The sequence below is a fragment of the Novipirellula herctigrandis genome, assembly GCA_007859835.1.
GTDB classification, from domain to species: domain Bacteria; phylum Planctomycetota; class Planctomycetia; order Pirellulales; family Pirellulaceae; genus Novipirellula_A; species Novipirellula_A herctigrandis.
Genome location: SJPJ01000001.1, coordinates 2,632,360 through 2,651,229 on the forward strand (window position 1 = coordinate 2,632,360; position 18,870 = coordinate 2,651,229).

Genomic DNA, 18,870 nt, shown 5'->3' on the forward strand with positions numbered 1-18,870 from the left:
TCCGAACACGTGACATCGTTGATCGTGACATCGTTGATATTGAATGACGTCTGCGAACAGCTTGCGTTCAATGGGTTACTCCCCGGTATCGCAAAGTCGATTACAATTCCGTCCGCCAGCGAGTTACCAGAACTGACGATTTCGTGTGATCCGCTTGTGCCGGGCCAGCAACGTGGTTCTGACGCGGGATTTTTCTGTTTGTAGCCAGCCGGAACGACATTGAAAAAAAAATCGTCCACAAAGCCGTCTTGGAGATCCCAAACGCGAATCTCGCCCGCACATGGGCGGACCCGGGGTCGTTGGGATACCTCGCTTGAAGGCAACCAAATATTCTGGCGGAAAGTCTCTCCGCCGCAAATGTTTGTTGGTTCGTTTTTGTTCTTGATCACCGTCGGCACATTGGGGCTGATGTTCTTGCCTGGCATTCGCACAGGCGAGCGATTGAACTTGACGGATTCGCTATTCATGGCTACCAGTGCCGTCTGCGTGACCGGATTGTCGGTTTCAGATCTAGCAACCGAGTTCACGTTTCGCGGTCAAGCTTTCATGTTGTTACTGATTCAACTTGGCGGGCTGGGCATGTTAGCGTTCACGAGTTTGGTGATCCAAGTACTTGGTTTTCGGTTATCGCTTGGTACCGAGTCGTTAACGTACGAAGCACGGCGCGGAAGCCCCACCGTGAACGTTCGGCATTTGACGCGAGACGTCGTCTTATACACATTCATGATCGAGCTTGTTGGTACGATTGCATTACTTTGTGCATGGGGACCGCGTGACGGATTGGACCAAGCATGGTGGCCCGCATTGTTTCATTCAATCAGTGCGTTTTGTAACGCCGGTTTCTCGACCCATAGTGATTCGCTGATCGGTTTTCAAAGTGCACCGCTGACGATCACGATCATCTCGGCACTTGTCATTGCGGGCGGAATTGGCTTTATAACGATGGAAGAATCGTGGCTAGCGTTTCGAACTCGCAAACAAACGCGTCCTCATCACTTGTCGTTGCATTCGCGTTTGGTGCTCTATGTAACAGCGGCTCTATTGATTTTGCCTTGGCCAATGTTTGCGGCTTTTGAATGGAACGGGACGCTCGGCCAAATGTCATTGGTTGACAAGTTTTTCAACTCGATGTTTTTAAGTGTGACACCACGAACGGCTGGGTTTAACACAATTGATTATTCGGTCGCCTCGGACAGTACGAATTTTTTAACGATCCTGCTGATGACCGTCGGCGGATCTCCTGGTTCGACCGCCGGCGGAATGAAGACGACCACGTTTGCCCTCGTCGTACTGCTGGCATGGTCTCGAATTCGTGGTCATGAAACGACCCTGTTTGCGAACCGTTCGATTCCCGACGATACGGTCGAGCGAGCGAGCGGCTTGATGGTGGTTGCGTTTATGTTGATGACCATCAGCGTCTTTGCGTTGGCCGTTACGGACGAGATCGCTGGTGAACGCGGGCATTTTTTAGCAAGAATGTTTGAAGCAGTAAGCGCATTCAACACCGTTGGCTTGTCGATGCAAATGACGTCGGAGCTTTCCTACTTGGGACGATTCGTGACAATCGTATTAATGTTTGTCGGTCGCGTAGGCCCTCTCATGTTGGCTTCGGCACTCGTCATCGGCCGAGGTCGCAAAGCCAATTTCCGATATGCTTATGAAGATGTGGCAATTGGTTAGTACGCTGCCGTTGGAAAAAAATAGATTAACGAAGAACTGAACAAGGGAACAATCCATTGAAACGTTACGTCGTGATTGGACTGGGGAATTTTGGTGCCAGCGTTGCAGAGGCGCTCTCGGCTAACGGCGCCGAAGTGATTGCAGTCGACCTCGATGGCGATGCGGTGGACCGAATCGCGTCGAATGTTACCAAAGCCGCAATGGGAAACGGAACTGACATCGCAACGCTTGAGCGACTTGGGGCTGAAGGAGCCGATGCGGCTGTGATCTCCACTGGCGACGATATCACCGCCAGTATCCTGGCGACGATGTCATTGCGAGATCTACATGTTGCGGACGTTTATGTCAAAGTGAACTCGCGTGACCACGCCCGTGTCATGGACCGTATCGGAGTGACCGAGACGGTTTTCCCCGAGCGTGAATCGGCGATCAGTTTAGGGACACGAATGGGCGGAAAAGCGGTGTTAAATCATGTTCGACTGGGCAACGAATTTAGCATCCAAGAGATGGCGGTGCCCGGGGCGTGGCAAGGACATACGCTTCGCGAATTGGCTCTGCGACAGAAATACGAGATCACGGTGGTTGCACTTCACGATATTTTGCAGGACACCATTTCGTCGACCCCCGACCCAGACGCCAAATTAAAAGACAGTGATACGCTACTGATAGCTGGCAGTGACGAAACACTCGCCCGCGTCGCCGAGTTGCCTTAAAGCGACGATATCCTTAGATTAACAAATTCCATTTCAACTCCATTTTTCCAAGCAAGATACGTTTCGATGCTCACGTTGCCCACCTTCTCGACCGCACGAACCCAAATTGCTGGTTGCTCGATTTCGGACTTAGTTCGCAAGTATGGTACTCCGCTATACGTTTACGACCAATCGGTGATCGATCAACGAATCGAAGATTTGGCCGCATTTGATCGCATCCGCTACGCACAAAAAGCATGCAGCAACATTGCGATCCTGGATCGAATGCGTCGCAAGGGAGTTGTCGTCGATGCGGTCAGTGCGGGCGAAGTTCGCCGCGCAATGATGGCGGGATATTCACCCGACCCCGCCAAACACGAAATCGTCTATACGGCAGATATCTTCGATCATGAATCGCTCGACTTGGCCGTCGAACATTCGCTGCACGTGAATTGCGGATCGCCCGACATGATCGGCCAACTAGGGGTACGTCGCCCGGGTGCCGAAATCACTCTTCGCATCAATCCTGGTTTTGGACACGGGCATAGCCAAAAAACGAATACCGGTGGCGAACAAAGCAAGCACGGTATTTGGCACGAACAAGTAGACGATTGTTTGTTGCGAGCCGACCATGACGGAATGATGATCACCGGACTTCACATGCACATCGGATCGGGCACCGACTTGGAACACCTCAGTGCGGTTTGCGAATCGATGGAGAAGGTAGCGATGAAAGTCGGACGAACCCTGCGCACGATCAGCGCCGGTGGCGGCTTGCCTGTTCCCTACAAAAGTGACGAGTCTTATGTGGACCTCGACGAATACTTTGCGCTTTGGGACGCAACTCGGAATCGACTGAGTGAAACATTCGGCCATCGAGTGGACTTGGAAATCGAGCCTGGACGTTACTTGAGTGCAGAGAGCGGTTTTTTGATTGCCGAAGTTCGCAGCATCAAGAAAGTGGGAAAAAATCTTTTTGCTCTCGTTGACGCTGGTTTCAACGACTTGGCTCGACCAGTCATGTACGGTTCTCACCACCCCATTTCCGTATGCGGAGCAACAAGCGATGTTTCGAGTCGGGAACCGGTCGAAGTGATTATCGGCGGACCGCTGTGTGAATCAGGCGACATTTTCACCCAGCGTGAGGGGGGCTTTGTTGAAAGCCGCCCGTTACCGATGCCATTCATTGGCGACTATATCGTGATCGAGAACGCCGGAGCCTACGGCTTTGTGATGTCGAGTAATTACAACAGCAAAACGCGGGCTCCCGAAGTATTGATTGAAAACGGCCAACCAAAACTCATCCGACAACGAGAAACCTTTGACGATTTGGTCCGAGGCGAAGTAATCCCGGATTAGGGGACCAAGCTAGTCGCCGACGGATCTGCCACGATTGCGTGAAACACTGTTTCACGACTTGTTTCTCTTGACGCTGAAGCCTATTCCTTAGTAACCAAGAGGGCGATGAGCTTAATCACAGGGACCCCCGTGCGCCGGCCCAAACGCTGGGACTATCCGCTGGACGTGTCGATGACCGACACCGATGTTGCATGGCTGCGCTCACGCGAACCATTCTCTTCGATGGATTCACGTGCTTTTCCTCACGCCGCACTACTCGGTGAGATCCTTCGAAATGACTGCCGCCTGTTGCGATGCGAGCCTGGCGAAATCATTACTCGTCAAGGCGACTATGGTGGCAGCGCACTGTTGATTCTTGCCGGCAGTGTCCGCGTGCTGGTCAACAATCTTCCCGATGAACAACTCTACCGACACTCACAGGCCGCCGAACGGACGTGGCGTCAAAAACTGCATCGGCACTTTTTCAAACCATCGGCGAGGGAAACTCGACGCCCCGAACAAGTCTCGCTTGCCCATTCAAGCAACGGCACCCCCATTCGACGTGTCGACGATCGCCATGCAATTTTCCTACAAGATTGTGATGCGGTTCTCGGACAGCGTCAGGGGGTCACCCTCGGCCCACGCGACATGTTCGGCGAAGTCGCGGCGATGTACCGCTTGCCTCGGTCGGCAACGATCGTTGCCGAAAATGAAGCGACGCTGATCGAAATCCGCTGGCAAGGCCTACGACTGCTGCAGGCGGATGCGTCCTTTTGCGAATCCATTGAAAAACGCTATCGGGAAAAATGGCTCGCCGTCCATTTGCGAGAATCATCTCTACTGAGCGAGTTGCCCGAGGAAGCAATAGCCCGTTTGGTCAACACAGCCGAGTTGAATTCGTATGGAAACAAAGAGTGGTATACGGACTATACAACCAGCCGTAATTTCCCGCTCGCGAAACAGATTGCCTCGGAAACGATCATCGCCGAAGAAGGACACTCGCCGACCGGACTGACGATCATCCGAAATGGTTTCGCGCGAGTAACCGCTGGTCACGGTGACTCGCTGCAAACGTTATCGTACCTGGGAAAGGGGCAAGCCTTTGGGTTCGATGAACTATGTAACAACTTGCAACCCACCGCCGGATCGTCACCATCGGTTCTGCAGAATTCGCTCCGTGCCGTCGGATTTGTCGACACGTTATCCATCCCCGCAGAAGTGTTCGCCGAAGCAGTTCTGCCTCACCTAAAGGCAACACCGAAACCACACGCCCCCACATGCCCGTCACATTTGCTAGATTTCGTAGTCGCCAATCGGTTTAACAATGGGCATCGAGCGATGGTCATCGACATGGATCGATGCACCGATTGCAACGACTGTGTCCGTGCATGTGCAGACATCCACGATGGGAACGCACGCTTCGCTCGCCAAGGCCCCAGCCACGGCCAACTGCAATTCGCCCAAGCCTGCATGCACTGTGCCGATCCCGTCTGCATGATCGGATGCCCGACCGGTTCGATCGCTCGCGATGAAAGCACCGGCATTGTTCAAATTCACGAACCGATCTGTACGGGATGTGGCGTTTGTGCCAATGCGTGTCCGTACCAAAACATAAGCATGGTCGTTGTTCGCGAATCGAACGGCGAACCTTACTGCGACCAAGAAACGGGCGATCCTGTTCAAAAAGCAACCATGTGTGACGGCTGCCACTCGCGCCCCGGGGGACCAGCCTGCGTATCGGCATGCCGAACCAATGCACTAGTCCGAATCGACCTGACAGAACCCTCACCGCTCGATTCGCTGATGCGATAATTCACCGATTTGGCCTCTCTTTTTGCCTGTTGCCAACCACTTCCGTTTGAATCAATCTGGTACATTCGTTTCAGGCATTCTTCGGTGCATCCCCCCGACTTCTCATCTTTCGATCCAACTCGCGGTCTTTTCCCGGTTCTTATTATGGCGAAAATCACTTGTCCACTTTGCAGTCATGCTCACACCATCAAGACGGTTAAGTACGGCAAATTCACGCTCAAGTGCTCCAAGTGCAAAGAACCGTTCTTACTTGTCGTTGATCAACATGAAGAAAAACCTCGCTTACGAGTCGGCAAAATCAAGCCGCTATCGACAGCACAAAACACAGCAAATAAGCAACCTGTAACAAGACCCCCGGAAACGATCCAAGCAGAGAAAGTCACCGCAGCGGAAGAGACAATCGACCAGACCGCTTCGCCATCGGGTGATGTGGAGGAAACACAAGGCGAAGAATTTTCGGTCGACAAAACACCGGTTGTTCGTTGTGGCTCGGGTCTATCAGGCGCGGGGCTTTCAGACGCGGGCAAATCAAGCTCGGGACGAACCGGCACGAAAGGCAATCAAACTGATGCAACCCTTGATGCGTCCCCAGAAAATCGATCGGGCGTCTCGTCCGATGACTCATCATTTTCACCGTCCAGTCGCATTGGTGGTTATCGTGTCGTCCAACCTCTTGGCTCCGGTGGAATGGGAGCGGTGTATCTCGCGAAACAAATTTCGCTCGATCGCGATGTGGCACTAAAAACCATTCAAGCTCAATGGGCATCGAACCCACGCGTGATCGCACGGTTTATTCGCGAAGCTTATGCGGCAGCCCAATTAACTCATCACAACGTCACCCAAATCTATGACCTCGGCAGCGAACGTGGTGTCAATTTCTTTAGCATGGAATTAGTGGATGGTGGATCACTCGACGATCTGCTGAAAGTTAAAAAACGCATTGAGCCGAACCAAGCGGCAGTGATGATTGTTCAAGCGGCACGAGGGCTCAAATTCGCCCACGACCACGGGATGGTACATCGAGATATCAAGCCGGCAAACTTGATGATCACCGAAGACGGCATCATCAAAATTTGCGATCTTGGCTTAGTGAAAACGCCGGAGTACCACGAGGACGAAGCGACTTCGAAAGAAGACCGAAACATACTGCTCTCATCCGCCCGATCGCATGTTACCGGGATGGGATCGACAATGGGAACGCCGGCTTATATGTCACCGGAACAAGCCAACGATGCTTCCCAGGTTGACCAACGTTCGGATATCTATTCGCTTGGTTGCACGTTCTATGCACTGATCACAGGAACGCCCCCCCAAAGTGACGGCACCGCGGAAGAGATCATAACGAAACGACGCACGGTTCCCGTTGAGCCCATCCACACGGTCGCAAAGGATGTGCCAGATGAATTGGCAACCATCATCCAGCGAATGACCGCTCACGAGCCTGCCGACCGGTACCAAGACCTTGCTGAGTGCATCGTTGATTTAGAACAATTTATTGGAACGAATTCCGATGGCCTCGATAAGAGTGAGAAACTCGAATTGGCGGAGCAGTTCAACTCGATTGCCAAACAGTATGCCGGGTTGCCGAAAACCAAATTCACAAAATTGGGCCTGCCAGGTTTTGCCATTGTCTGTGCCGGGTTGTTTATCGCTAGTTTTTTTGTGAGTTGGAAAATCGCGATCGCAGTAGCCCTGTTTGGAATTTGCACCCCGTGCTTCGCCAGCGGGTTGTCGGCGTGGAGCGGCAATGAAACGCCGATCGGCAGCCGACTTCGTTCACTGCTATTGACTAGCCGAATCACCGATTGGATCGCATGGGGATTTGGCTTACTCTTTTTGATTCTGATCACGTTTGTCCTAGGATTGGCGATCCACGGATTGGTGGCGATCGTGCTAGCGGTGATCGTTGCATCGGCCTATCACTTCGGGCTTGAGCAAGCCGCGAAAAAAGAACGAGAACCGCTGCTAGACCAGGCCAATAAACTGCTTCGACAAATGCGTTTCGGTGGCATGGAAGAAGAGTCGCTTCGCCGTTTTGTCACCGAGTCAACGGTGCCGTATTGGCGAAATCTATACGAAGGCTTGTTCGGTTATGACGAGATGCGAGACGCACAAAAGGCGGCCTCGACGTCTAACCAATCCGGCGGCAAACATAGCCTCACCATTCGCGACCGAGTCGTTGATCGATTGGATACGAAACTGACCGTGAACCAGAAAGAACATACGCAAGATGTCTTGGCAGAAGTGGAACGTCAATGTCTCGTCGCCCAAGGGATGAGTCAAGCCGAAGCCAGAGACCAAGCCATCGCTAGAGCAACGTCGTTGGTCGATGCTGCAAACGAGATTAAGATTGAGTTGCCAGGTGAAACAGCGGAACAAAAACGGAATCGAATCAAAGCGATGATGGCCGATGCGCGAACCAACAACCGAAAGCCGGATGTTTCCCTCGCACGACGAACAAGCGAACGTTTAGCCGGACTGCTGCTCGGCGGAACCGTCCGTTTTGCAATTGGCTGCACGATGGTTGCATTGTGCGGACTTTGGATGCGAGAAAACCACTTGCTCGATGCGGAATCGCTCGACCAAGCCAAAGTGGCAGCCACAAGCTTGTCGGATCAAGTATCCGATCCTTCGCAAGCAGCCATGGCGGTCGCTTCGAGACTCAGCGAAACGAGTCCGTTAAGTCTGCCTGTCATTGGAATGCTATTTGATTCCTTCGCCCCCGGTTTGATCGGATTGTTGGTTCTTGGTAGCAGCTTGGTTTACGGATGGAAATACAGTCTATTCGCGATTCCCGCGGCGGTGATTGCATTGCTCGGTCCATCGTTGGGTGTCCCCTCGCTCGGAGTCGCCCACGGTGCCGCGTGGATCAGTGCTGCTATCTCGTTTGCGATCTTGATTGTGGGACTGATTTTGGGTCGGACGAAAGAAGCGGTATGACGTGATGGCGAAAATGGCACTCGCGGCGCAAAGGGCCTATCGAAAAGGGAAGTGCGGTCGCTGATGCATCAACGGATCAGTACCTTAAATGATATGCTTGAATTTTTGCCGACAATCTGCTGGTTGGCTCCAAATCCCTACCGCGGCTGATAAAAACGAAACCGCTCCTTGTGATTTGGCCCTGCCGAAAATTACCCTGATACTTTTTCACTACCGTAGGGTCGCGTGCTAATCACGCCTTCTTCGGGGCTACTGGCGCTGCCGTAAAGCTTCTTTGGAATCCGGCCAGCCAAGTAGGATTGTCGCCCTGCGATCGCCGCATGTTTCATTGCCGTCGCCATTCGAACGGGCTCACGTGCGTAAGCGATCGCTGTGTTAAGCAGCACTCCATCGGCCCCAAGTTCAAACGCAACACTCACGTCACTCGCACTACCAACCCCTGCATCGACGATCACGGGGTAATCGGGATCGTCTTCTTTGAGGTATTCCATGATGATTCGGAAGCTATTGGGATTTAACATCCCTTGACCACTACCGATCGGGCTGCCCGCGGGCATCACACTTGTTGCGCCAGCCGCCTTGAGTCGCTGGGCCGTGACGGGGCAATCGTTGGTATAGCAGAGGACCTTGAAACCTTCGGCAGTAAGTTCTTTGCAGGCAGTGATCGTTTCCACAGGATCAGGCAACAATGTCTTACTATCACCAAGCACTTCGAGCTTGACCCAATCGGAACCAGGGTTACCAAGTGTTCGCAAAATTTCGCGGCCCAATTTGGCGGTACGAATCGCATCATCGGCCGTGAAGCAGCCCGCGGTATTGGGGAGCAACACGTAACGATCAAGATCGATAAAGTCGAGGATGTTTTGGCCGAGGCGGTCATAAAGCCTTTCACGGCGAACAGCCACCGTCACGCACCCGCTTCCGGAAGCGTCGAGCGAATCACGCATTTGTTCCATCGTGTCATAGCGCCCCGTTCCAACGAAAAGACGACTGGAAAAAGAATGCCCGCCAACCACAAGAGGGCTATCGGCGGCTGGATCGGTAGGGATTTCGTTTTCAGATGCTGGTGTCGACACGTGACAAGTCTGGGGTTTCAAAGGTAGCGGAAAAATCGCGTCAGCGAAGAGCTGACCCAACCCAGAGAATACCAGATTCAAGGACGATTCAGAAAGAGGCGGGTTTACCTCCCGTCCATTTTGAGTATACCCGCACTCACGCGAACTTTAGGTTTTGTGCGACAATTTTGCTTTCGAGCAGTCACCGGATTTTGCGGAAATTTCGCACTAGGAGGTCAAAGCCATTTCAACGACTTCGATCACGTCACGACCCGCTTTTCGTCGTGCCCATTGTTTTAGCTCGAACTGAGCGGCCCAAGCCGTATGGCAAACCTTCGCCCATAAGCGTGGTGCGACGATCCGCAATTCTAACAATCGTGTGGGTTCGGCACCAATCCGTTGCTTATAGGGCTCATCGCCTCGCAAAAATTCCACGCCTGTCATTCGATGGTCGTGAGCAAACTTGAGACTTAATGCCGTTAGCACGCGACCTGGTTCATGTTTCGATGCATCAATATCGTAGCCAGTGCTATACACATACATGCAGCCATTGCCCCCCATAAAGTTCAATGTGCTACCAATTGATTTCCCGTCGAGTTGCAGTTCTAGCAAATGCAATCGATCGCGGTCGCACATGTCACGGGCCACATCATGCACAAAGTCACGCAGTCGCTCGTCAGAGTAGGTCCCAGGTTCCCCAACCGTGTTCCAACGTCGTTGGTGTAATTCGATCAAACCATCTAAGCACTCCGTCACTTGGTCGTGCGACGTTGCAACATGCACTTCAAGTCCATCGATTGTTCCAACTCGTTTCGAGAGTTCACTGTACTTTCGACGGGTTCGCCGACTCAGGCTGCCGAGCCAATCTTCCCATGTATCATGGCATTGAAACAGCCATGTATGCATACGTGATTGAGCATGAACAATCGCACCACCCGATCTCAATACCGATGCAAAATGTTTCATCACGACGTCCTCTTCGCTGACACCACCAATCTCGATTGTCTCCCAATCGTTCGACTTACTATTGGCTTCGCGAATCAGAAACGAGGCCATCGATTCAGCAATGGCTTTAGCATCTTCGGGCTTAGCAAGCACCGACACAAAATCGCCGCAAACATTGTTGTCACCAAGAATGCGAAGCGTTTTGGGCGACGTGGCCTTGCGATAGAATGGCATTAAGCCGCAAACATCACCTTGCGAATCCCGAGCAACCAAGACGTACGGCTCTTGGCCATCGGCAAACTGTTTCCACCAAGCATGTAGCCAAGACGTTTCCCGAAAGGGGATGCCTTGGGCAAGCAAATTCCACTTGTCGCGGTCCTCCAAGAGCTCTTCGATATTGCAGAACCGTTCGACGCGATACATGTTGTGACCAGAAAACAGAGTTCGATGGAAGTCAGAGTTCGATGAAAGTGTTCATCTGAAAACCTAGCCCTCTCAATAACCCGAACACGGCACGATCGCAGCAAATCACACACAATGACCGCCCGGTTGAGTCACGCAAGTTGTACAATCGGCGTATTCGGAACCCCTTTTCGGGGTTAGCCACCAAGCAGGTCAATTCCGTTACAATAAGACGCACTCAAGCGTTGGTTTGGTGGCGACTCGATGAATCGATCGGCCATGCAAAAGTCAACGGAGAGTATGACACTTTTACGATTCACCCAAAGGAGCATACTAACCTCACCAAGAGGCATTCCGGGCCTCACCAAGAGGCATTCCGGGCCTCACCAAGAGGCATTCCGGGCCTTGCCAAGAGGCATTCTCAGGAAACGAGGACTGCAAACTTCTGTGTTTAAGGAGTAACAGGCGTTCGAGATATCGCCCACCGAAATTACTTCACTGATCCAAATACGAAATCGTCACTTCGCATAGGCTAAGAAGCGATTGTCCCATCACTCCGGATCCCCCAAAGGGCTGAAGTACCTTCGAAAGAATCCCACCAAAGTCACGATTGACAACACAACCTCCCAAATACTCAAACAACACCATGACGACTCACTATTGGCAAGTGTTCTTTACGAGCTTAATCACATGCTTGACTATCACATCGGGTGCAGAGGCCCAAACGAAGATGGATCTCTCGGGCCGCTGGTTCGTACGGATGGATCCCGATCGGCAATACACTCCCATCTCGGACCAGACGCCCCCCCTTTCAGACCAGACGCACAATGAAGCTGGGTTTCAACCGGTTCTGCTTCCCGGCACACTGCGGGATAGCGGTTTAGGCAATCCTGTTGGACCAAACACGAAATGGATCGCGCAAGGCAAACCAGCCTTATTGGAGCGACCGGAGTTCAAAAAACATCAAGCTCCTGATCAATTCAAAATCCCGTTTTGGCTGCAACCCAAACTGCATTATGTTGGCTCGGCATTTTACCAACGTACCGTCGAGATCCCGGAAACGTGGCAAGGCCAACAAGTCTCTCTGTCCCTCGAGCGTCCTCATTGGCGCACTCAAGTGTGGGTCGATGGAAAACCTGGGGGCGAAGACGATTCGCTCTCCACGCCACACGTCTACGATTTGACCAACCAACTCACGCCCGGCCGTCACACGCTGACCATCCTCGTCGACAACTCCCTGCAACCGCTGGATGTTGGAATCAATTCGCATAGTGTCAGCGATCATACGCAAAGTGCTTGGCACGGCATTGTCGGCAAGATTGAGCTACGCGCAGAACCTCGACAAGCGATCCACAACGTACAGGTCTTTCCTGCCATTGACGGCCGTTCCGCAACAGTCACTTTGAACCTTAAGAATTTAGGCGAGAAAAAACGTGATGGCAAAATCACGTTCCGTGTCACTCAACAAAACGAAGTCCTTGGTACACGATCCCTGAACGTTACGGCGGTAAATCAAGACGGAAACATTGAAACATCAATTCCGTTTAGTCGTGAAGCAAAGCGATGGGACGAATTCAATCCACAACAATGCCTGCTTGAAGTGACGTTAAGATCCGACAAATCTTCAGTAGCAACAAAACAAATTTCCTTTGGTATTCGTCATCTCACAACCAAGGGCACGCGGTTCATTTTGAATGGGCGTCCATTGTTTCTCCGCGGAACGCTCGAATGCTGTATCTTCCCACTAACCGGATATCCGCCGACGGATGTTGAATCCTGGAAACGGATCATTCGGATTTGCAAGGCCCATGGACTCAATCACATTCGGTTTCACTCTTGGTGCCCGCCCGAGGCTGCGTTTGTTGCAGCCGACGAATTGGGTTTCTACTTTCAAGTGGAATGTTCAACGTGGCCTAACAGCAGCACGTCGCTCGGTATTGGAAAACCGATTGACGAATGGCTGTATCGTGAAGGAGAACGAGTCCTTACCGAATATGGTAACCACCCGTCCTTTTTATTGCTCGCCATGGGTAACGAACCCGGTGGACCACAACGAGGGGGCAAGTACCTTGGACCTTGGGTGGAACACTTCAAATCCCTTACGAAACGGCAACTCGTCACAAGCGGTGCGGGATGGCCAAGTATTGCCGAGAATGAATTTCACGTAAGACCTGATCCAAGAATACAGCAGTGGGGACAAGGACTACGCAGTCGCATTAACGGTCTGCCGCCCAGCACGATGGTCGACTACCGAGACTTTGTGAACCAGTTTGAGATCCCGGTTATTAGTCACGAAATTGGCCAATGGTGCGTGTATCCCAACTTTGACGAAATGAAAAAGTACGTTGGTTCTCTGCAGCCGCGCAACTTTGAAATCTTCCGCGAATTGCTCGCCGAAGCTCAAATGCCAGACCAAGACCACGATTTTTTGATGGCATCAGGCATGCTACAAAAGCTGTGCTACAAGGAAGAGATTGAGTCGGCTTTGCGGACCCCTGGTTTTGGCGGTTTCCAACTACTAGACCTTCACGATTTCCCAGGCCAAGGAACTGCGTTAGTGGGTATGCTTGATCCTTTCTGGGATTCAAAACCCTATATGACAGCGAGCGAATTCAGCCATTTTTGTGGTCCCATCACTCCGCTTGCGAGAATGGCGAAGCGAACATGGACCAGCGACGAAGTCTTCGCTGCAGACATCGAAGTCTCTCATTTTGGTCCGAATGACCTAAGCGCAGTCGAACCCAAATGGAGCGTGAGTTGCGATGCCGAGATGATCGAATCAGGCTCGCTTCCGACCCTCGACATTCCTACGGGGAAACTCGCGAGGCTCGGGCGCATCGAACTTCCGCTTGGGAAACTCGGCGAGCCAGCGAAGCTGACATTGCGAGTTTGGCTAAGCGACGGCAAGCAAGAACATGGCAATGATTGGGATTTCTGGGTTTACCCGCCGGCAATCGATACACCACCCACCGAAGACATTCTCGTCGTAGACACTCTAAAGGGAACCACCGAGTCGCATCTTAAAAACGGCGGAAAGGTCGTTTTGCTAGTCGACCCTGCAAACTTGGATTCGAAGGTGCAAATCGGTTTTTCGTCGATCTTCTGGAACACGGCTTGGACCAGTGGACAATCGCCACATACGCTGGGCGTATTGTGCGATCCAAAACATCCTGCGCTATCCGCGTTCCCTACCGAATTCCACAGCAATTGGCAGTGGTGGGAACTCGTCAGTCGATCGAAGCCCATTGAGCTTGACTCGCTTCCACCTGATGTAAGGCCAATCGTCCAAGTCGTGCCTGATTGGTTCCGCCCACAGCGACTCGGATTGATCTTTGAAGTGAAAGTTGGTGACGGCAAACTTCTAGTCTGTTCAATCGATTTGAAAAACGAATTAGAGGCTCGGCCTGTCGCACGCCAATTACGCCAAAGTATTTTGAAATACGCTGCGAGTGACAATTTTGCCCCAACTAAAAGTGTGGATGTCGCATCGATCCATCGCTTGCTGAGTAGATCAACTTCGCAATCTGCGAACGACTAAACGGCAAGCACAAAACCGATCCGTCATTACCGTATTTGCCGACCACCGCATTTCGTGGTTCCCAGAAAATCACATTGGGATACGTTCTAAATCATGATCCCAAGTCAACGGCTCGCTGATTTGTTTCTACCAAGCTTCAATCCCTGATACGAATCGAAATAGCATGACACGAATCCTTTTCATCACGACGCTCTACCTAGCCTTGTTTTGTGGAACACTCGCAGCATCCGAATCGAAACCGAATGTGATCGTGGTTCTTAGTGACGATCAGGGATGGGCAGACATTGGCTACAACAACCCGAAGGTCTATACGCCGAATCTCGACAACCTGGCATGCCGTGGTGCCAAGTTCGTGAACCACTACGTCATGCCGCAGTGTACGCCGACTCGCGTTGCACTAATGACAGGGATGTACCCGGGGCGTTTTGGTGGTGCAGCAATGCAGGCCAACAACGCACCTTCGTTCCCAATCGGCACTCCTACGCTCGCTAACATGTTCAAGGATAGCGGCTACGAAACGTCGATATGCGGCAAATGGCACTTGGGATCATCGCCCCAGCACGGCCCAAATCACTTCGGTTTCGACGAAAGCTATGGGTCCTTGGCCGGTGCGGTCGGCATGTATGACCATCGTTATCGCAAGGGGGAATTCTATGAAACGTGGCATCGCAATCATCAACCTATTGAAGGTAATGAAGACGGAGTACATGCAACGGATTTGGTGACGCGAGAAGCAATGGGTTTTATTGAAAAAGAACATGAGAAGCCATTCTTCTTATACATTGCCTTTCACTCCGTCCATACTCCGCTCGATGAACGAGGTGAGTTTGTCGATCAACCTACAAAGCTTGACGACAAGAATCCAAAACGCTGGCTTCATGAAGACGACATCAAGTGGTTCAACGACCCGGAGGGAAAAATCCAATCTGAAACCGACCCCGAAAAGCGACTGCTGTTAGCGGCCGCTTACCACTTGGACGACGCTATGGGCGAGATTGTCGGCGCGTTGGAACGTAGCGGCCATCGAGAGAACACGTTGATTCTATTTTCATCCGATAATGGCCCACAAGGCAATTGGAACGGTAACGCCTATCCTGACGATTTAAAACTGACCGATTTCAACCAGACGCTACCAATGCGGGGCAAGAAATTAGATGTTTGGGAAGGCGGCATTCACGTAGCCGCCTTTGCCAATTGGCCTGGCAAAATTGATCCGAAAGAGATCACCGCCCCCGTTCACATTGTCGATTGGTATCCGACGCTGGCGAATTTGATTGCCTATCAACCATCCACGCCGACTAGATGGGACGGCGTGGATCTTTCCAGTGTTATTTTTGGTGATGACTCATTAGCCAAACGAGATCTCTATTGGACCTGGAACACGAAAACCAATCGCTGGGCCCTGAGGTACGGCGAATGGAAAATTGTGAAATATGGTGTCGGGTCGCCGGAGCAGCCTAGCCAGTGGCAACTTTTCAATCTTGCGGAAGATCCGAAAGAACAAACGAACGTCGCAGTGGAGCATCCCGAAATCGTTTCGACTCTCCATCAACGATTTTTGATTCATCGAGCAAAGGACAAAAAGTAATGATCAAAACCAAATACATAGCAATCGTTTTGCTCGTTGCCGTTATGGGCACGTTCCTTCCTTGTGCTTTGCATGCTGCCGAACCGCCCAACGTGTTGTTCATCGCAATTGATGATCTGAATGACTGGATTGGTTGCCTAGGTGGTCACCCGAATGCGGTGACTCCCAATATTGATCGCTTGGCTCGCCGCGGGGTTTTGTTTTCCAATGCTCACTCTCAGGCACCGATTTGTGGCCCTAGTCGTGCGAGTCTTTTCACCGGACTTCTGCCTTCAACCTCCGGAATCTACGGGCAAATCTCCGACAAACAGATCCCTTTGGCCAGCCCCATTGCGGCACGGGCAAGGCTGCTGCCTGACTATTTTGAAGATTACGGCTACAAAACATTGGCCTGTGGAAAGCTATTCCATAACGGCGATCGAGCTGGTGTTTTTGACGACTACGGTGGACAAGCAAGCTTTGGTCCGAAACCAAAGAAACGATTCAAATACGATCCAGCTTGGTTTCCAGATAAAATGGGAAGCACACAAACCGATTGGGGAGCCTTTCCTGAGACCGACGCAGAGATGCCCGACGACAAGATCGCCGCTTATGGTGTCGAAAAGTTGAAACAGCAGCATGACAAACCGTTCTTTTTGGCCGTTGGATTCATGCGTCCGCATGTTCCTTGGTACGTCCCGCAAAAATGGTTTGATATGCATCCCGTGGAAAACATCAAACTTCCACCCTACATCGCGAACGACCTTGACGATGTGCCGGAAATATCGCGGCAAGTGAACGATTTGCCCGCCATGCCAACGACCGAGTGGGCAATCGAGGAAAACGAATGGAAAAACATCGTCCAAAGTTACCTAGCATGCACGACCTTTGTTGACGCTCAAGTTGGCAAAGTACTCGACGCACTCCGGCAAAGCCCCTATCGCGACAATACGATCGTGATTCTTTGGTCGGACCACGGTTACCATCTTGGTGAAAAGAACCGGTTTGCAAAGCAGGCTTTGTGGGATCGCGCCAACCGGATGCCGTTAATCATCGCCACACCCGATCGCCGCCATGGCGCAATTTGCTCAAAGCCTGTAGGCTTGATTGATCTCTATCCGTCCTTGTTGGATCTCTGTGCATTGCCTGCCAACACGGTAAACGATGGCCGCTCATTGGCCCCGTTGCTTGCTAATCCCAACGCAACATGGGATGCGGTGACCATCACAACCTATGGCCCCGGAAACCATGCGATCCAAACCGAGCGATATCGCTTTTATCAATATGAAGACGGATCATTGGAATTGTACGATCACGCCGAGGATCCCAATGAGTGGAAAAATCTTGCCCTGGATCCCTCGATGAAGGACGTACTCGACACCCTGCGTTCAAAGCTACCGAAATCGAATGCAGAGTCATCAAAATACAACAAGTATCCTGCTAATCGATACTTTCAAAAAAGATTCTAATCACTGGCTGCATCATCATGCTTTGGGCGTAGGCAATCATATGAGAGCTCCCAAAGAATCATCCAACCTCAATCGAGACGTCCAACAAAATCGAGCGACAATGCAAACAACGAGAACGACAAGAATGCGATATGGGTTATTCACTGTCTGGAGCGTGCTCACTACGGCCTTTCTCGGGCCAGTCGTAAAGGCCGAGGATTTCGGCGACGACCATCGACAAATAGCGCTGTGTAATGCCGACTCGGGAGTATCCAATTCGGTTATTTTCACCACGGACTCGATGCCCTCGCCAGTCGAACTGCCGAAGGCTGATGTCGCCAAGCAAGCACGTCTGATCTTCAAGAAACAAGTGCAATCGTCCCATGCCCAGCGTCGGAAGGAATTGGCAGAGAAGAATATCACGATTGACGACAAGACCTTGAAGTGGAAAGAATCCACCTATGGAGAAAGACCGAAGAATGGACACAGCCTTTGGATCTCGATGCACGGTGGCGGCGGAGCACCGGCGATCGTAAACGACCGCCAATGGGAAAACCAAGTCAAACTGTACCAGCCAAAAGAGGGAATCTACATCGCGCCGCGAGCACCGACGGACACATGGGATCTGTGGCATCAAAACCATATCGACCCTCTGTTCGCGAGATTGATCGAAAACCACATTGCGGTGCACGGAGTCGATCCCAACCGAGTTTACATCATGGGGTACTCCGCAGGCGGTGACGGCGTCTGGCAGCTCGCACCTCGTATGGCGGATCGATTCGCAGCAGCCTCGATGATGGCAGGGCACCCGAATGAGGCCTCATTGCTTGGACTCCGCAACCTTCCCTTCGCAATCTTCATGGGAGGTAACGACCGTGCCTACAAACGTAACACGATCGCTGCAAACAAAGCCAAGGAACTTGACGAACTTCGCCAAGCCGATCCGGACGGATACGTGCATCTAGTACGCATCTATGAAGGGCTCGGCCATTGGATGAATCGGAAGGACCAGGAAGCCCTTCCCTGGATGGCTAGCTATGAACGCCAACCGTGGCCAAAGAAGATCATATGGTACCAAGACAATGTAACGCACGACCGATTCTATTGGCTCAAAATCCCTGAAGGCACAGCAAAAAAGGGTACGACAATCACCGCGACGGTTAACGGACAACACATTGAACTCAGTGGCGAAATCCCCACAGGGACGCGAATCCGTTTATCCGACAATCTTCTAGATCTCGACCAAGATGTCCAAGTATCCGTAAACAACAAAGCTGCGTTTTCCAGAAGAGTTCATCGCAGCATCAAAGTATTAGAGAAAACGCTCGCCGAACGCTTAGATCTCGCTGCAGCCGCTTCCGCCGAAATTATCTTGGAATAAGCGATGCCCGATGCTGTACGACAATGCGTTAATGTAGACAACGGTCCGAACCACTACCACACGATGCCTACA

12 protein-coding genes are annotated in these 18,870 nt (G+C 51.8%); 10 read left to right on the forward strand and 2 right to left on the reverse strand.

The features are described from left to right. Positions 1–9 precede the first annotated feature (9 nt). The 6 genes from CA13_RS34965 to CA13_RS09810 all read left to right on the forward strand — a co-directional run bounded on the left by CA13_RS34965 (position 10) and on the right by CA13_RS09810 (position 8,462). The gene (locus CA13_RS34965; protein ID WP_419194135.1) at positions 10–204 is read left to right on the forward strand and encodes a hypothetical protein; all 195 of its coding nucleotides are present in this window, start codon (positions 10–12) and stop codon (positions 202–204) included. A 153-nt stretch (positions 205–357) separates the two neighbouring features. Next, positions 358–1,680 (forward strand): TrkH family potassium uptake protein, encoded by a 1,323-nt coding sequence (locus CA13_RS09790; RefSeq protein ID WP_146395923.1) that lies wholly within the window; start codon positions 358–360, stop codon positions 1,678–1,680. A 56-nt stretch (positions 1,681–1,736) separates the two neighbouring features. Continuing rightward, the gene (locus CA13_RS09795; RefSeq protein WP_146395925.1) at positions 1,737–2,393 is read left to right on the forward strand and encodes a potassium channel family protein; all 657 of its coding nucleotides are present in this window, start codon (positions 1,737–1,739) and stop codon (positions 2,391–2,393) included. Between the two features lie 66 nt (positions 2,394–2,459). Then, complete coding sequence (gene lysA, locus CA13_RS09800; protein ID WP_146395926.1) at positions 2,460–3,731, forward strand: diaminopimelate decarboxylase; 1,272 nt, start codon at positions 2,460–2,462, stop codon at positions 3,729–3,731. A gap of 105 nt (positions 3,732–3,836) precedes the next feature. Beyond that, the gene (locus CA13_RS09805; RefSeq protein ID WP_146395929.1) at positions 3,837–5,522 is read left to right on the forward strand and encodes a 4Fe-4S dicluster domain-containing protein; all 1,686 of its coding nucleotides are present in this window, start codon (positions 3,837–3,839) and stop codon (positions 5,520–5,522) included. 144 nt (positions 5,523–5,666) lie between these two features. Further along, positions 5,667–8,462 carry a serine/threonine-protein kinase gene (locus tag CA13_RS09810; protein ID WP_146395931.1) on the forward strand — a complete coding sequence of 932 codons (2,796 nt, stop codon included), beginning with the start codon at positions 5,667–5,669 and terminating at the stop codon, positions 8,460–8,462. Positions 8,463–8,653: 191 nt separating this feature from the next. Here the strand turns inward: CA13_RS09810 and CA13_RS09815 are convergent, their stop codons facing one another. Both CA13_RS09815 and CA13_RS09820 read right to left on the reverse strand, forming a co-directional pair. Next, the gene (locus CA13_RS09815) at positions 8,654–9,538 is read right to left on the reverse strand and encodes a thiazole synthase (protein WP_419194136.1); all 885 of its coding nucleotides are present in this window, start codon (positions 9,536–9,538) and stop codon (positions 8,654–8,656) included. Positions 9,539–9,745: 207 nt separating this feature from the next. Next, positions 9,746–10,885 (reverse strand): GNAT family N-acetyltransferase, encoded by a 1,140-nt coding sequence (locus CA13_RS09820; RefSeq protein WP_146395933.1) that lies wholly within the window; start codon positions 10,883–10,885, stop codon positions 9,746–9,748. A gap of 625 nt (positions 10,886–11,510) precedes the next feature. On the opposite strand from CA13_RS09820, the gene CA13_RS09825 reads away from it, so the two are divergent. The 4 genes from CA13_RS09825 to CA13_RS09840 all read left to right on the forward strand — a co-directional run bounded on the left by CA13_RS09825 (position 11,511) and on the right by CA13_RS09840 (position 18,798). Further along, a complete protein-coding gene (locus CA13_RS09825; RefSeq protein WP_146395935.1) occupies positions 11,511–14,402 on the forward strand; it encodes a sugar-binding domain-containing protein in 2,892 nt (963 codons plus the stop codon). A 163-nt stretch (positions 14,403–14,565) separates the two neighbouring features. Continuing rightward, complete coding sequence (locus CA13_RS09830) at positions 14,566–15,990, forward strand: sulfatase family protein (protein ID WP_146395937.1); 1,425 nt, start codon at positions 14,566–14,568, stop codon at positions 15,988–15,990. Further along, complete coding sequence (locus tag CA13_RS09835) at positions 15,990–17,438, forward strand: sulfatase (RefSeq protein ID WP_419194137.1); 1,449 nt, start codon at positions 15,990–15,992, stop codon at positions 17,436–17,438. Before CA13_RS09830 ends, CA13_RS09835 begins: the two co-directional genes overlap by 1 nt. A gap of 124 nt (positions 17,439–17,562) precedes the next feature. Then, the gene (locus CA13_RS09840) at positions 17,563–18,798 is read left to right on the forward strand and encodes a carboxylesterase family protein (RefSeq protein ID WP_419194138.1); all 1,236 of its coding nucleotides are present in this window, start codon (positions 17,563–17,565) and stop codon (positions 18,796–18,798) included. The last annotated feature ends 72 nt before the right edge of the window (positions 18,799–18,870 follow it).

What these genes read in the sequence shown, in the direction of transcription:
- CA13_RS09790 (WP_146395923.1), top strand. Translation starts at nt 358, where the DNA reads ATGTTTGTTGGTTCGTTTTTGTTCTTGATCACCGTCGGCACATTGGGG.
- lysA (WP_146395926.1), top strand. Translation starts at nt 2,460, where the DNA reads ATGCTCACGTTGCCCACCTTCTCGACCGCACGAACCCAAATTGCTGGT.
- CA13_RS09805 (WP_146395929.1), top strand. Translation starts at nt 3,837, where the DNA reads ATGAGCTTAATCACAGGGACCCCCGTGCGCCGGCCCAAACGCTGGGAC.
- CA13_RS09810 (WP_146395931.1), top strand. Translation starts at nt 5,667, where the DNA reads ATGGCGAAAATCACTTGTCCACTTTGCAGTCATGCTCACACCATCAAG.
- CA13_RS09820 (WP_146395933.1), bottom strand. Translation starts at nt 10,885, where the DNA reads ATGTATCGCGTCGAACGGTTCTGCAATATCGAAGAGCTCTTGGAGGAC.
- CA13_RS09825 (WP_146395935.1), top strand. Translation starts at nt 11,511, where the DNA reads ATGACGACTCACTATTGGCAAGTGTTCTTTACGAGCTTAATCACATGC.
- CA13_RS09830 (WP_146395937.1), top strand. Translation starts at nt 14,566, where the DNA reads ATGACACGAATCCTTTTCATCACGACGCTCTACCTAGCCTTGTTTTGT.
- CA13_RS09835 (WP_419194137.1), top strand. Translation starts at nt 15,990, where the DNA reads ATGATCAAAACCAAATACATAGCAATCGTTTTGCTCGTTGCCGTTATG.
- CA13_RS09840 (WP_419194138.1), top strand. Translation starts at nt 17,563, where the DNA reads ATGCGATATGGGTTATTCACTGTCTGGAGCGTGCTCACTACGGCCTTT.